Origin of the sequence: Limnobacter sp. MED105 (assembly GCF_000170915.1) — a bacterium.
Lineage (GTDB): Bacteria > Pseudomonadota > Gammaproteobacteria > Burkholderiales > Burkholderiaceae_B > Limnobacter.
This window is the reverse complement of sequence record NZ_ABCT01000010.1, coordinates 66,400-81,275: the sequence shown is the minus strand read 5'-3', so window position 1 is coordinate 81,275 and position 14,876 is coordinate 66,400. Positions and strand designations below refer to the sequence as shown.

15 protein-coding genes are annotated in these 14,876 nt (G+C 50.8%); 7 read left to right on the top strand and 8 right to left on the bottom strand.

From position 1 onward, the window contains the following. Nucleotides 1-13 precede the first annotated feature (13 nt). On the top strand, nt 14-856 hold the full coding sequence (locus tag LMED105_RS10400; protein ID WP_008250993.1) for an alpha/beta fold hydrolase: 843 nt from the start codon (nt 14-16) through the stop codon (nt 854-856). Nucleotides 857-859: 3 nt separating this feature from the next. Here LMED105_RS10400 and LMED105_RS10395 read toward each other — a convergent pair whose 3' ends face one another. Next, a complete protein-coding gene (locus LMED105_RS10395; RefSeq protein WP_008250984.1) occupies nt 860-1,543 on the bottom strand; it encodes a hypothetical protein in 684 nt (227 codons plus the stop codon). A 47-nt stretch (nt 1,544-1,590) separates the two neighbouring features. Between LMED105_RS10395 and LMED105_RS10390 the strand changes: the two genes are divergently transcribed. The 3 genes from LMED105_RS10390 to LMED105_RS10380 all read left to right on the top strand — a co-directional run bounded on the left by LMED105_RS10390 (nt 1,591) and on the right by LMED105_RS10380 (nt 4,890). Beyond that, entirely contained in the window at nt 1,591-2,487 is an 897-nt protein-coding gene (locus LMED105_RS10390) for a tetratricopeptide repeat protein (RefSeq protein ID WP_008250982.1), read from the top strand. A gap of 353 nt (nt 2,488-2,840) precedes the next feature. After that, on the top strand, nt 2,841-4,184 hold the full coding sequence (locus LMED105_RS10385; RefSeq protein WP_040513230.1) for a sodium:alanine symporter family protein: 1,344 nt from the start codon (nt 2,841-2,843) through the stop codon (nt 4,182-4,184). Between the two features lie 172 nt (nt 4,185-4,356). Next, nucleotides 4,357-4,890, top strand: coding sequence for an NlpC/P60 family protein (locus LMED105_RS10380; RefSeq protein WP_008250976.1), 534 nt, complete (start codon nt 4,357-4,359; stop codon nt 4,888-4,890). Here LMED105_RS10380 and LMED105_RS10375 read toward each other — a convergent pair. After that, entirely contained in the window at nt 4,874-5,566 is a 693-nt protein-coding gene (locus LMED105_RS10375) for a queuosine precursor transporter (protein WP_008250975.1), read from the bottom strand. The genes LMED105_RS10380 and LMED105_RS10375 overlap by 17 nt on opposite strands. Nucleotides 5,567-5,727: 161 nt before the next feature. Between LMED105_RS10375 and LMED105_RS10370 the strand changes: the two genes are divergently transcribed. Together LMED105_RS10370 and LMED105_RS10365 are read left to right on the top strand one after the other, a co-directional pair. Beyond that, a complete protein-coding gene (locus tag LMED105_RS10370) occupies nt 5,728-7,347 on the top strand; it encodes a DUF4331 domain-containing protein (RefSeq protein ID WP_008250973.1) in 1,620 nt (539 codons plus the stop codon). A 10-nt stretch (nt 7,348-7,357) separates the two neighbouring features. Continuing rightward, the gene (locus LMED105_RS10365; protein WP_008250972.1) at nt 7,358-7,597 is read left to right on the top strand and encodes a hypothetical protein; all 240 of its coding nucleotides are present in this window, start codon (nt 7,358-7,360) and stop codon (nt 7,595-7,597) included. 61 nt (nt 7,598-7,658) lie between these two features. Here the strand turns inward: LMED105_RS10365 and LMED105_RS10360 are convergent, their stop codons facing one another. Next, on the bottom strand, nt 7,659-8,354 hold the full coding sequence (locus LMED105_RS10360; RefSeq protein WP_040513202.1) for a hypothetical protein: 696 nt from the start codon (nt 8,352-8,354) through the stop codon (nt 7,659-7,661). A gap of 57 nt (nt 8,355-8,411) precedes the next feature. On the opposite strand from LMED105_RS10360, the gene LMED105_RS10355 reads away from it, so the two are divergent. Next, complete coding sequence (locus LMED105_RS10355; protein ID WP_008250968.1) at nt 8,412-9,449, top strand: hypothetical protein; 1,038 nt, start codon at nt 8,412-8,414, stop codon at nt 9,447-9,449. Nucleotides 9,450-9,453: 4 nt separating this feature from the next. Here the strand turns inward: LMED105_RS10355 and LMED105_RS10350 are convergent, their stop codons facing one another. The 5 genes from LMED105_RS10350 to LMED105_RS10330 all read right to left on the bottom strand — a co-directional run bounded on the left by LMED105_RS10350 (nt 9,454) and on the right by LMED105_RS10330 (nt 14,731). Next, a complete protein-coding gene (locus LMED105_RS10350; protein ID WP_040513200.1) occupies nt 9,454-11,613 on the bottom strand; it encodes a hypothetical protein in 2,160 nt (719 codons plus the stop codon). A 73-nt stretch (nt 11,614-11,686) separates the two neighbouring features. Then, nucleotides 11,687-12,574: a DUF6279 family lipoprotein gene (locus tag LMED105_RS10345; protein WP_008250965.1), complete on the bottom strand. Its 888-nt coding sequence runs from the start codon at nt 12,572-12,574 to the stop codon at nt 11,687-11,689. Between the two features lie 65 nt (nt 12,575-12,639). Continuing rightward, the gene (locus LMED105_RS10340; protein ID WP_008250963.1) at nt 12,640-13,209 is read right to left on the bottom strand and encodes an AAA family ATPase; all 570 of its coding nucleotides are present in this window, start codon (nt 13,207-13,209) and stop codon (nt 12,640-12,642) included. Continuing rightward, nucleotides 13,206-13,616 carry a hypothetical protein gene (locus LMED105_RS10335; RefSeq protein ID WP_008250962.1) on the bottom strand — a complete coding sequence of 137 codons (411 nt, stop codon included), beginning with the start codon at nt 13,614-13,616 and terminating at the stop codon, nt 13,206-13,208. The genes LMED105_RS10340 and LMED105_RS10335 overlap by 4 nt, the downstream gene beginning before the upstream one ends. A 101-nt stretch (nt 13,617-13,717) precedes the next feature. After that, nucleotides 13,718-14,731: an alpha/beta fold hydrolase gene (locus LMED105_RS10330; RefSeq protein ID WP_008250961.1), complete on the bottom strand. Its 1,014-nt coding sequence runs from the start codon at nt 14,729-14,731 to the stop codon at nt 13,718-13,720. Nucleotides 14,732-14,876 lie beyond the last annotated feature (145 nt).

Here is a 14,876-nt window from a genome sequence, read left to right as displayed (position 1 = left end):
AGGTAATTCAGTGATGAAACAGGAAACACACCTGGTTCCGATGCAGGCTGGCGGCCATGTGGCTTTGCATCGCTACAGCCCGGCAAACCCGATTGGCTTGCCTGTGGTGGTGGCTCACGGTACTTTGTCCAACCAGCTTGCGGTTGAACACCTAGGCGCCTTTTTTGCCGAGCAAGGGTTTGATACCTGGTTATTGGAGTGGGGCGGGCACGGCCAGGCCCGGCCTGCGCACCGCAAACAAAATTTCGAGTATCCCGCCTTGAACGATTTGCCCGTGGCGATCGACTTCATTGTTCAACACACGGGCCATTCACAACTGCATTGGACTTCTCACAGTGGCGGCGGTTTGCTGGCCTTGATGTTGCTGGCGCGGCAGCCCGAACGCATGTCTCAAATCAAAAGCCTGAGCCTGATTGGTGCGCAGGTGACCGATGCAGCCCCCAATCTGAAGGAAAAAATGCGGGTACTCGCCTTGGGAACGTTAACCCGTCTGTTTGGCCGGACACCGAGAAAACTCGTGCCCATCGGGCCCGAGGGGGAGCCCACCTTGTTGCTGGTTCAGTGGTGTAAATGGAACCTGAGTGGTCGATGGAAGGGGGCTGATGGTTTTGATTACCTGGCGGCATTGAATGAAGTCAAAGTGCCTTCCCTGGTGATTGCCGGTGGGCGGGACGACGTTGCACCCCCGCGGGGTTGCAGGCGAATTTACGAGGCTTTGGGTGGTCCCAAAACCTGGCATGAATGCACTGTGAGGCAAGGGTTTAGCAAAGACTTCTCGCACAGTCAAATGATTCGCGGTGAAGCCGCGAAAACCGAAGTGTTTCCGCTTCTGCACCACTTCATTCAAACCACCTAAGGTTTATTTTCTGATCAAGAAAGTTTCAAAATGCGTAGCGACGGCGGGGTAGCTTTCGACCTTGATGTGAGGGGGTAGTTTACGCAAGGTGTGCTTAAACAAGGTGTGTAAAACATTGATCACACCGTTGATGGTTTTGCTGATCACAAAGTTGAAACCCATCAGGTCTTTTGGCGTATACACCAACGGTACCAGCGCAGTTTCTATCGCTTCAATCAAAAGCTCAACACCTTCTTCAATGCGTGTACTGTCTTTGCTGGCCAGTGCATTCATTACATCGCTTGCTTTTTCTGCATATGTTGTAGTGACCGGAATCACGATGTAAGGGTGTTCTTGGCCAGTCAGGTTCAACAGGTGAACCATGTCGTGAAAGTGGTGAATCACTGGCGGCACGCGTTTGTTGGCAATGAACTTTATTAGCCAGCCGATGTAATGTTGTGCCTCGCTTTGCACCTTGTGTATTACCTTCGAAGCATCTTGCAGCATTTTGTCGGGTTGGGTTTTGTTCAATTCATCCAGCAGGTGGGTGAAGCAGGTGTCGAGCAGCTGCACATAGGTTTGTGCCAGCAGGTCGGCGCCCAGTGCTTTGTCTTCATCGCTGATGGGTTTGGATGCGCGCAGGTGAAGCGCCTTCATCTGGGTGTAAACATCTTCTTTGATTTGAACGGCAATGTAAGGTGTGTTCATGTTTATTCAGTAAGATCTCGATTCGAACAGTTTACGTTTAACACGCCATGCAATCCCAGCCTCCGGTCGAATTCACCGATGAAATCAAATCCCTTTTTGTTGAGAAGAAGTTAGCGCAGGCCCGCCAGCGTTTGCTAGACACGCTGGACAAGCAGTGGGACGGCCATTTAAACCTGATTGCCTTTACCTATTTGTATGCCGAAAACCGCAGTGCCGATGATAGCAAGCAGGCTTTGGAATGGCTTGAAAAGGGCGTTGAGGCTGGGGAGGTAGACGCCAAGGTAATTCTCGGGCGTTTGTTGGTGTCAGGAGAACTGGGTAATCAGGATTTTCCACGGGGTATGGACCTTCTAAAACAAGCCGCGCAAGCCAATGTGTTGATGGCAGTGCTGACTCTGGTTCAAATTTACCAAGGCGGGGTGGATGGATTCCTGGATGCCGATGTTCAATTAAGCCAAAGTTATGTGCAGCAGGCCGCTGACTTGGGCGACCCCAACTCTGCTTATCATTTGGCGCTTGAGTTAGAGCGTTCGACACCCCCCGATTTTCCGCGAGCTTTCAAATATTTTGACAAAGCTGCACAGAGTGGTTTGTCGCAGGCCATGCACAATGTGGGCGTGTATTACTTGCACGGAAAGGGCGTTGCCAAAAATGCGGCTTTGGCCTTGGCCTACCTGACAGAGGCGGCGAAGCTGGGTTCACCCTTGTCCATGTTGAGCTTGTCTTTGTTGTATCTCGACGGAGTAGAGGTGCAAAAGGATCGTGGTGTGGCTTTAAGTTGGCTTTATATTTATCAGGTGCTTTTCCCTGAAACCGAATTACCCGACCAGCTTCAATTGTTGCTGGATGATGTGTCTGCTGAGGAGGAAAATTTTGCGCGCCAGGCGGCTCAGAATTTTGTGAATCATCAACTGAATAAATCCCCTAGCGGAACGCTGCACTAATCTGCAATACTGCGTGCGGGAACTTTCCCATGACTAAAAACGAGGACCGCCATGACTGTTTGCCCGATTGCGATTGCTGTTGGTTGTCAAAAATGTCCTGCATTTAAAATTTGTCCTGCCAAGTCGATTCTGGGTGATCAACCCAAAGCCGGCGAGAAGCAGCCCGAAAAGAAACAGTAAGTTGCGATACTTTTTCTGAAAAACCCCGACCTGGTTCGGGGTTTTTTTATGGCAATAAGTTGCATGGTTTGTTAAAAATTGTGTCGCAGGCACATTGCTTGCGTACTAAACTGGCAATTCGCCATTGCAGCACCAAATCGGCGCATCGCTTTTCACAACAAGGAGAACAATGCATGGAAGCACTCACGCAGTTTGTTAATGCAATCAACGGCATCGTGTGGGGCCCGCCCATGCTGGTTGCCATTCTGGGTACTGGTCTGTTTTTGCAGCTTCGCCTGAAGTTGATGCCCCTGCTAAAAATTGGCTTGGGTTTTAAATGGGTACTGAAAAGCCGCAATCCCGATGCGGATGCCAAAGGTGACATTACTCCTTACGCGGCTTTGATGACTGCGTTGGCTGCCACTGTGGGTACGGGTAATATTGCTGGCGTGGCCACTGCAATTGCGCTAGGCGGGCCTGGCGCCTTGTTCTGGATGTGGATGACCGCCTTGGTGGGTATGGCCACCAAATACGCCGAGGTATTGTTGGCTGTGCATTATCGGGAAACCGATGCTCGCGGTCACCAGGTTGGCGGGCCAATGTATGCCATTAAAAATGGTTTGGGTAAGAACTGGAAATGGCTGGGCATCGCTTTCGCACTGTTTGGAGGCCTTGCTGGTTTTGGTATTGGCAATATGGTTCAGTCCAACAGCGTGGCTGATGTACTGAATGTGACCTTTGGCATCGACAAATGGATTTCCGGCATTGTGATGACAGTGCTGGTTGGTTTCGTGCTAATCGGTGGTGTGAAGCGGATTGGTGCGGTAGCGCAGAAAATTGTGCCGTTTATGTGCGTTGCTTACATTGTTACCTCCCTGATCGTACTGGGTATTTATATTCAGGAGATCCCCGCTGCCTTCGCTTTGATCATTCACAGCGCATTTAATCCTGTAGCTGCAACTGGCGGGTTTGCTGGCGCAGCGATTATGTTGGCGATTCGTTACGGTGTAGCTCGCGGCATTTTCTCCAATGAGGCGGGGCTTGGGACCGCTGGTATTGCACAGGCGGCGGGTCAAAGCAAAAATTCCGTAGAGAGTGGTTTGGTAGGTATGATGGGCACCTTCATCGACACCATCATTGTGTGCACGATGACAGGTTTGGTGATTATTGTGACTGGCGTGTGGAGCAGCGGTGTGAATGGCGCTGCGTTGAGTTCAAGTGCCTACGCTACTGGTTTGCCTGGTATTGGTGAATATATCTTGGCGATTTCCCTTGCATTCTTCGCATTCTCAACAATTATTGGTTGGTCGTATTTCGGTGAAAAATGCTGGGAGTTTATTGCCGGCACCGCTATTACCATGCCTTATCGCGTGTTGTGGACAGGTTTTGTCATGGTGGGTGCAGTCACTCAACTCGACTTTGTTTGGTTGGTTGCCGACACCTTGAACGCTTTCATGGCCTTGCCCAACCTGGTTTCGCTGTTGTTGCTTTCACCGGTCATCGTGAAACTCACCAACGAGTACTTTGCCAATAAATAATTTCTGGTTTTTTCAAATCGGCAAGCCGCAGCTTATGTGGCTTGCCGCCCTGACTTGAACTCGTTTCGAGTTTTTCACCAAGTTTTACCGATTGTTCTGCGCTTTGCCGCTATGATACGGTCCCTCGAAGAGAGCACGCACTCATTCACTACACGACTCTGGAAACATTCGCATGGCCGGTGTTACACGCTTCAACAAAATGAAAATCAGTTTTCTGGTGTTGATCGTTGCGCTGTGGCCTGGTTTTGCATTCAGTGATTCCGTTGCCCTGAAGTCTTTGTTGAATCAGCCTGAAGTTGAGCAGTCGTACAGCAATGAAGTTCAAAATGCGCTGTTGGTTCATTATTCAAACTGGGCGGGTACGCGACACAAACTCGGGGGTACTGGTGCCAACGGCGTTGATTGTTCCAGCTTCATTCAAACCTTGTTTCAAGACAAATTCCAGCTTCAGCTTCCGCGCAGTTCACGCGAGCAAATGACCATGGGTGAGCGGGTTGATCTGTCTGATTTGCGTTCTGGTGATCTTCTTTTCTTTCGCACGGGTCCTACACGCCGGCATGTAGGCGTTTATGTCGGCAACAATCAGTTTATGCATGTCTCCACAAAGGCTGGCGTTGAAATCGCCAAATTGCTCAGCCCTTATTGGCAACGCCATTTCATTACTGCACGCCGTGTGGGTGTGCTGGGTGCTACACCTTTAAACTGAATGGCGTGAAGTTGGTGTTTCTGTCGTAAAAATCTTCGTTTTCAGCACGCTTGAGCCTGGCCACAATCCAGTAGGTCAGTGGCGTAGCGAGAATTTCCCAGCTTGTTTTCAACACGTACTGTGTCAGCGCCACGGTGATGATCTGGTCTGTCGTCATGATGCCCCAAAACGCGATGGTGTAGAACAAGGCTGAATCGATGAATTCGCCAACCACAGTTGAGCCGATAGTGCGGGTCCACAGCCATTTGCCGTGGGTCCATATCTTCATTTTGGCGAGAACAAAACTATTGATGAAACTGCCACTCCAGAAAGCAATCAGCGAAGCCAACACAATGCGCCAAGTGTTGCCGAACACGCTTTCAACTGCAGCTTGTTTGTCGACCCAGAAAGATGCGGCGGGAAGATTCACCACCGTATATGCCATAAATGATGCAAAGGCCAATGCCCCAAAGCCCGCCCACACAGCCCTGCGGTCGCGACCGTAACCATACACCTCGGTCAGGATGTCGCTGAATATGTAAGAAATGGGGAAGAACAACACGCCCGCGGCAAAGGTGACTGTGCCAACCAAAGGCAAATTCAGTTCAGCAATTTTTGCAGGACCAATCAGGTTGGAACACAACAGCACGGCCACAAATGCGACCAGGACGAATTCGTAATATTTGTATTGACGCATCCAAAACCCAGTTGAACGGTTAGTAAACAAGAGAATAGGTTATTAAGATAGTATTTATTGCAACAATTGTCATTGTGATAAGAAATATCGATCCCTATACTCAAAATGTAATTAGGCAGGTGTAGTTTTTAGAAGTACCAAATGGAAGCAAGGGAGTCATCATGAAAGCACAGAGGAAGACAAGCACATTCAATAAAAATACAAAATTCAAAAAACACTTTATTGCAACAGGCCTTTTGGCCTTGGTAAGCGCAGCAGCCATGGCCTCTAGCCACCGCGAGGCGCCTTCAATTACCACCACACCAAAAGCGGATGGAACAGATTTCTACATGTTCCGTAGCTACGAGACCAACCGGTCTAATTTCATTACATTGATCGCCAATTATCAGCCGCTTCAAGACGGCTATGGTGGTCCAAATTATTTTTCAATGGATCCCAACGCGCTGTATGAAATTCACATCGACAACGATGGTGATGCACAAGAGGAGATTACATTTCAATTTAATTTTCGCAACAATTTACGCGACCTGTCGCAGATGATTGGCACGGAGTCGGTCAGCATTCCGTTGATTCAGCAGGGACCAGTCAACACGGTCGGGAGTAGCAATCTAAATTTGAATGAAACCTACACCCTGACGGTGGTACGAGACGGGCGGCGCAACAACAACCGTACTTTGGCCGCCAAGACCAGTGGTGGTAGCACCACGCTGGAAAAACCAGTGGATTACATTGGTGAAAAAACTCTGGGTAATGCTGCCGCGTATCAAGCCTATGCCGATGCGCACATTCACAATGTGACAATTCCCGGTTGTGCCAGTGGTACCAACCAGGCTCGTGTGTTTGTAGGCCAGAGACAGGAAGGTTTTGCCGTTAACCTGGGTACTATTTTTGATTTGGTGAATGCGCCTTTCGAGGTGATTTCCAATCGTTCGTTCGAAAATGCAGCTGCGGTCAATTCCATTCAGGACAAAAACGTAACCAGTATTGCGTTGGAAATCCATAAAGATTGTTTGACCCCCAGCTCAGAGGACGTGATCGGGGGATGGACCACCGCCAGTGTGCGTCAAGTGCAAATTGGTGACGGTGTTCCTGCCCAAGGGCATCAAACTGCTGAAAAGGTGGGGGGTGCCTGGGTACAGGTTTCACGCCTCGGTATGCCTTTGGTGAATGAAGTGGTCATTGGTCTGAAAGACAAAGACCGTTTTAATGCATCCAAGCCAAACGGTGATGGTCAGTTCCTCACTTACGTGTCCAATCCAACGTTGCCACAACTGATTAGTTTGGTTCAAACGGGAAACGCGGGCGCAGCGCCTACAAACTTTCCACGCACCGATCTGCTGAATGTATTCCTTGCTGGTATCGAAGGTGTAAACCGTCCCGCCAATTTGGTGCTTTCCGAAATGTTGCGACTGAACACAGAAACAGCACCCACTCCGATTGCTTCTCAAAACAAGCTTGGATTGGCTTTTGGTGATTCCGCTGGATTTCCAAATGGTCGTCGCCCAATTGATGATGTAGTAGATATATCGCTGGTGGCTGTGATGGGTGGATTGTGCGTGGCCAATGGGAGTGGAAACGCATTGGGGCTGAACACAGTGCCAGGTACCAACCTTAGCTCGAATTGCAGCTCAACCAGTGTGCCATTGGGTAATACTTCCTTGAGTATTCACGATGCCGTGGATCAAGCGCGTGTGCCATTCATGAATCGTTTTCCTTTCTTGAGTACGCCCACGCCGGGCTCGGGCACGCCAGCGCCAACTCAAACTGCCTCGGCACCGTAAGGAGACGAATATGAAACTGAACAGCAAACTTGGATTGGCTGCCGGTGCAGCGCTGCTGGTAACACTGGCAGCTTGCGGGGGGGATGGTTCCCCTTTTAACCTGGGTAGTGCAGGAGGCGACGGAAATATCAATGCATCAGAAGCTGGCGCTCTGTTGCGAGATACTTCAGAAACTGGGGAGCCTGACGATGTCAGTAACCTGATGTTGGCGACCTCGGAGACTGATGAACCGTTTGATTTACCCGATTGAGTATTGGGGTAAAACTCAGTTGATCTAGATAGCCCCGCAACGTAGAAATTGCGGGGTTTTTTTATTCATCATTCAAAATCACGGACAAAAACTGGCTTTTGTAAGCGTTGCCTATTTCCTCCGTGATCAATGTGCGAATCAGTGCCTTGCCTTTGGGTTGCAACAGCAACGTGACTTTGCCGCTTGAATCTGTTTTCGACCACAAGGTCACAGGTGTTTCGGGATACTCCAGACCAACTGGTAGCTGAGCCAAAGGTTTGCCGTTTTTGTAGACATAAATCGTTGAAGAATCGCCTGGCAGCGTCACGAATTGAGCAATGTCGGGATTGTACAAATGACCGTCTTTCTCAACAGGTTTGACTTGTGCTGCCTTGAAATATTCTTCGCTGAATTTGTCACTGTTCTTCACCTTGTTCACCAAGACTTTGTCTACTTTGTTTTCATCAAAATGCTGTGCACCCTGGCGGGGGGAGAGCTCGATCTGGCTGGTTTTTAGAATGGCCAGGCAGTTGGTGGGGCGTTTCTTGTAAACGTAGCGAATGCTTTTGTCATTGAATGGCAAATCGAATACATTGCCATCGTCTCCGACGCATCTTACAGAGTCTACATATTCACCCTTGACAGTAATTTCTTTGGCGGGGAAATTGTGACCGGTCGACAATCCCAGGCTTTGTTCTCCCACGTCAATCCAGGTCAGGTGGGCCAAGGCTGGAGCACTTGCACTAACAAACAGCAAAGCAATCAGTTTTTTCAACACGGGAACCTCGATACAGCAGGTTAGAATCATTCAACACTACTACACATCGGAATAGACATGGCGAAAACCAGCGCTGAGCAGCCCAAAGATTTGGCGTCGCAATTGCTTGAAGCCGAGGTGGCTTTCTGGCTGCAAAACCTCAAGGGTAAAAAGTTTCAGGCCTTACTGGCTGAAGAGGTTGGGTATCTGATTGACCGGTTGGAGCACATTCGCCTGCGCGACGCTGTCGATGAAAACAAGGTCAAGGGCACCGCTCAACGCTATGCCGTTGAGATGGAAATTGGTGGTGCCATTCCAGAGTTGTTTGGCGAGATTGCCAATCGGATTTTCGAATTCCCAGCCAGCCGAACCACCAGGATTGGTGAAGTGGTCTCTGATTCCATTGCCACTGAATTCATTGAAAAGATTTTTGAGCAGGATGGCGTGCTTGACCACGCAGTGACCAATATCCGCAACAGCACGCCGTTTCGGCATTTTTTGTCCGATGTGATTTTCACGGTGCTCAAAGGCTACGTGTTTGAGCAAAACAACCTGATGAAATTCTCTACTGTGGCCAGCAGCACCCGCAAGGTGCGTGAATGGTTGAGTACGAAGGCGCCTGATTTGTCAGAAGGGCTTGAAGACCGGGTGCGCAACTTGATGGAGAGTGGCGTTAAAAGCTCGCTGGAGATGGTAGACGAAACGCTGGACAATGAGCAGTATCGGGAAACTGCCATGAATAGCGCCCTGGCGTTTTGGGATGTGGTGCGTGAATGGCCGCTGACGGCTTATCGCGATTACCTGACCGAGCAAGACCTTCAAGAATTCATGGTATTGGGGTATGAGTTCTGGCTTGAGTTCCGCAACACCGAATACCTGAAGTCGTGTATTGATTTGGGTGTTGAGTTTTTCTTTGAGAAGTATGGCGACCAGTCGCTGCAGTCCTTGCTTGATGACATTGGTGTCAGCCGTGAAATGATCCTTGATGAACTGGACAATTACATTCCCGACCTTGCGTTGCTGGTTATTAAGGAAGGCGTTGCAGAAAGTTTCCTGCGCCGCAATCTTCAACGTTTTTACAGCAGCAAGAAGGTGCAAGACCTTCTTGCCAGGTAATGGTTTAAAGATTCCCTGTGCTGGTGCCCGCCGGCAAATTCAATACTTTGCCGTTGCTGAAATTAAGCACCACGGGGCCGTCGGACACCACGGTGTAAGCGGCTCCGTTTTGCAGGCAACTTGCAGTGGTGTCAATTCTCATCGAGGCCACATTGCGCAGGTTCGCTGTCAACCGGTTCTCGCTGGCAGCCTGTACAGGTATGCCCACAAGCCTGCGGAATGTTTGAATAAAGGGCACAGGGCCATTGCCTGCGGTTTGCCCGTTTTCAAAGTTGCTGGTGCTGCGTGCGCAGGCAAAGCTTTCAACATCCATCGCAATGTCACCTTCCGCACGGCCTTTGATTTGGCTTAGCCAATAAGCTTTGTCATGCTTGATCTCATACTCAGGATAGGCAAATGCTTCATTGGTTTTGAAGGTAATTCGGCCCGGGTTTTTTACGCGCTTCAAGTTGCGTGTGAATTCTGCCTCTTTGCTCCATTCGTCCAGCGCAATCAAGGTTAAGTGTTCTGCCACCAAGTGCATGTAAAACTCGTACAGCACGCCATCGGTTTGGCTCAGTTTCAGTGCCCAGTCAAGCCCGGTGTTCACCTGCACCAACTCATCGAGTGCACCATACGAATGAGTACCAGGAATGTGACGCAAATTACCCAGGTAATTGCTGATGTTGCCCACGCCGCCAATGGTGCTGCTCACTGGCAAGGCAAAGGGCAGGGCGCTGGTCAGTGCTTCTTCACCTTGAATCAGCACATCGCCAATCAAGGGAGTATTCAAGATACTGCCGGTGAAGCCCACCCAGTTGCTCAAACCCGCAAAGCGGTCTGGGTACAGCGCAGCCAGGCGGGTGGAACCATAGCCTCCCATGGAATAACCGCCCACCAGTATCCGGTCCTCATCAATGTTGAACGTGTTCAAGGCATCGTCGAGCACGTCGAGCGCATCGCGTTCCGACAAGCCGGAGTAAAACCCATAAGGACCGCGCCCCAATGGCGAAATCAACACCCGGTCCAGGGCGTCACCAAATTGGGCCTGCATGCCCGGCTGATTGATCTGGCTGGCATGGTTGGCTTCGCAGCCATGCATAATCATTTGCAGGCTGCGCTGGTCGTCAAAGTTGCCGTTTTTGGGAATGTACACCCCGTAAGGCTGATACTTGCCCACGAAGTGAAAGTACTGCCCACAGAAGCGGCTGTTTGTCTCCGGGCTGGATGATTCGGCCTGCAGCACCATGCCTTCACCCGTGGAATTGGGCGCCGTGTATTTCGAGGTGTAAACCCGTTGTCTGAAACCTGCATCCACTACCGCCTTTTCTGTGGTGCCTGGTGTCAATTTGCGGCTGTCCACCACAGCGAAAAACTGACTGATGTCGCCTGCCCCCAAGGCGGCCGCCTGTTTGTCCTCCCACCAATCGCCTTTGTTGGGCAATACCTGCGAGGGCACAGTACCTTGCGCGTCGGCTTCTTCGTCTGCACCTCGGAATGCCACGTTCATGACTTCGCCGTTGCTTTGTGCAGTGACTGCCCACATTTTGAACGGATTGCTTACAGGTGCAGGGAAGGTGCCTGTGATCAGGTTGCTGTCCGGGTTTCCTGTGTTGAATTCATACACCGCGTCGGCACCTCGCACCGTCAGTCCCATCAGGGTTTCTGTGCCTGTTGCCGGGTTGTTGTCTGTGTCCACCGCAATCGCTGCAATGCTTTGGCCCGCTTCGTACAGGGCATTCATCTCAAAACTTGCACTGTAGGTGTTGCCTTGGCGGCTCAAGCGGAGTTCGATCAGGTCGGCAGTGCTCTCTGCGCCGGCGGGGTAGCGTGAATCGCCTGCTGTGGGCGACAACAAACCTGGGGTGTTGGCCAAAGGGTTGCCCAACTGCCCGCCACGGCTCGCCAGGTTCAGCAAGGCAGGGCTGGGTGACAGCAAGCCCGTGTCAGCACCATAGTCGTCGTACACATAATCGCGGTAAACCAGCACCCCGTTACAAATCTCGGTAACACCTGCAAACCAGGACTGTTCGTTGCACTGGGCTGTCTCTTGTGGAGTCACCGGTGTACCTGTTCCCGGGTTATTGGAAACTACGGAGTCTTCGCTGCCGCAAGCAACCAGCAATGCAGTGAAAGTTAAGGAGATCAGCTTCTTTTGAGGGGCAAGGGGCACAGTAAAAGGCACGGTAATGGTCCATAGGTGTATTGAGCACGATGAACTATTACTTCGGTAAAGTACCTATGGATTCAATTGTGAGCTAATTGTTGCTGGCCAAAATCTGGAAATCTTTGGCCCAACCTGCAGCCCGGTCAGCTGCATTGTTGCGTTGCTCGGCAGTGGCCGAATTAAGCACATTAACAATCAATCCAATGGTTGCCTTTTGCCGTTGTTCGCTTTCCTGTTTTTCAGCGGCACTGGCGGGGCTTTGCCAGGCATTGAGCAAGCGGGCAATTTCCTGGCTTAATGTGGCCTGATCAATTTGGCGGTTGGCGGCTTTGTTCACCAAGACCATGAATTGTTGCTGTCGCTCAAGCCGTTTTTCATAGCGAGACTCGGCCCTGTGGGTTTCGGCTCTGGCCCAAGCTTCAATTTGTTTGATTTGAACCGGAGTTAATGTGCCCAGCCAGCGTTCGAACCGCTCGGTCATGCGTTCAGCCGACTCGCGCACTCGCTGATCGGCGCTTTGCATCAATCGTTCTTCACGGTATTCCACATTCGATTTGTCGAGCGCTTTTTGAATGTCAGAAATTTGATTGGGCCACAAACCCAGCATGTTTTTCGCGATCACGGGTGCGGCTTCATTGGCGGTGCGCCGAAGCGATGCCCTGATCGCCAGGTTCAGTGCCTGCACCTGATTTGCATTCACGGGGGTAACCACGCCATTGCGGGCGGCCAAAGCCTGGCGGGCCGCTTGCAATTCGCCGGCAAGCACTGGAAGTTCAGCGTTGCGATGCCACTCCACAATTTCGTTCAGGCTTGTTTTTAGAAATGCGGATTGTTCAGAATCAAAATCAACTTTGCTGGTGAGGTAGGTGTGCGCAAAACTTGCCGAGTTGTTGTAACCCAGTTTGATTGCACTGCATGCGGCCAATACAGCCACACAGGCCATTAGCAAGCAGGTTCGGGGTCGAATTGCCGTTTTCATCACGAATTCGCGTCACTCAATAAAGTTCAATTGATCTGTTTAAGACTCATCGAAATGCCGTTCGTTCAGTGTGTTTTGAAGCGACTGGCCCAATCGGGCAGCGGTTGAACGAATGCCTGCAGGTCGCCACCCTGAATTCGCAGTATTTTTCTGTAGGGGTCCTGTGCACTGGAGTTGTCGAGTACCCACACATCATCGCACAGAGGCAAGGCATTCAACACATTGTCCACAGTTCGTGGAATTCGCGTTTCGATTTTATCGTCGGGTACGGCATGCCCGCCGGTTTCAATGCGTTGATGCACCCGAGCTTTGTTCAGGCTGCTTTGTTCGAGGTGAACAAACACCATCACCACTTGATAGCCCAAGGCTTTGGCTTTGGCGACAAAATCGATTTTGCTGGGGTGTGAAAACACGGTTTCAAAGCAGAAGTTTTTGCCTTGTTCCAGCAGGCTATTGCGCAGGTTTTCGGCAATTTTTGCGGCTTCATAGCTGTGTTCCTCGGGGGCTTGGGGAAACACATCGCGGGCAATGTCATCTGCATTGACAAACGGCATGCCCAAGGGCTTTAACTGGGTGCGGTAAAAGGTCGATTTACCCGCCCCGTTGCCACCCACCAGCAGCCACAGTTGCTTCATGCCAGTTTGACTGGCTTGAATTGGCCGTTTTCAAACTGACCGATTCGGGTTTTGCCTTTGGCATCGATTTGTTCAAGCAGGCCAGGGTGTGTACTGCTGGCCTGATAACGTACTTTGTTCTGGCTTACTTCTTCTTTCAATTCACCAGTGGTGCGTTTCATATCCAGGTTGCCAAACACCCAATCGGCGCTGACAGGCGGTGCGTTCACCTGTTCCAGTTTGACCCGTAACAAGCCGGCCTTGATTTGCAGCAGCGTTTCCGGATCCAGCACACTTTCAACTTTTTGACCAATGCTGGCCCAGTATTCGATTTGTTCTGCTGCGCTGCGGTGGTTGAGCTTGCCCAACACGGTGGCGTTGCTCATCAAGTCAGATTGAATGCGAATGGGTGAAGAGGCTTTGGTCATGGCATATTTCCTCGGTGGGATGCACTGTGCAATGCCCTGAGTGTAGCAAAATGCTACAAATAAGGCAATTTACAGCGAGCATCCTACAGGGAAATATTCAATTAAAGATTTCTGAGCACAAATTCCTTGATAGCTTGTGCACAGGGGTAGGGCGTCTCGATCATCGGCAGGTGTCCTACACCGTCGAACAGACACATTTCCGAGCGTTTGATCAGTCGCTCGAATTCGTAAGCGCAGCTAATGTGCAGCACATCGTCCTGCTTGCCCCACATCACCAGGGTGGGCGCTGAAATGTCTTCAAACGTGGCTTTGGTGTAGTCGGGGCGGCGGCTTAGCATTTCCTGAAACAGAAATCCATTCACATCTTTGCGGTGAATCAGTTCAGTGGCCGAGAAAAACGCAGCAGATGCCGCCAAGGCCCGGTTGTGAAATACCAGGTCTGTCAACTTCATGACATCCATTGGGGCGCGTGGAACCAAGCGATTCTTGCCGCGAAGAACTTCGCGAATGAAGTCGGTTTCCTCTGTGCCAGGCAGGCCCAGCGCATCCATCAATACCAGGCTGGTGACCATTTCCGGAAAGCGGGCGGCCAACAGACCCGCCAGTGCGCCACCCATGGAGTTGCCCACCACGTTCACTTTGTGAACGCCAATTTCTGTCAGCCAGTCGTGCAGGCGTTCTGTTTGGTCTTCAAGGCCATAATTGCGGTCCGGATTAAAACCGCTTTCACCCCAACCAGGAAGGTCAGGAATCAAAATGCGAAATTGACCTGCGAAAAAAGGAAGCAAGGGCAACCAGTGCTCTTTTGCAGCAGCAAAACCATGCATCAACAGCAGCGCAGGGCTGTTTTCACTGCCGATTTCAAGCCACACCAGTTTGTCCTTGCCCACACCAATCCGCTTGCGGTGCACGCCCACCAAGCCGCCGTACCAAGGGTTCAAGCGGGTGAAGCTGAACAGTTTCGGGCGCCAGTCTTTCAGCTTTTCAGGGTCTATTTCAGGGGCGTGGCGAAGAAAAGCTTCACCCACGTGGTCAAAATACTGATCAACCAGTTTTGCGCCTTCGCTAATGGGTGTGACTTCTTTGCCTTTGGACTTGCGGACAGGTTTGGCCAAGTTGAACCTTCTATTTTTAGTATTGATACATGCTTACCAAAGCATACTTCGAAATAATCATTGTGTTTGGTATTGTCTGCATCATTCGGGGCTTGGCTTACACTGTCCTTGCAAGCCAGCCCGATATTTTTGAGTGTTCCTTCAG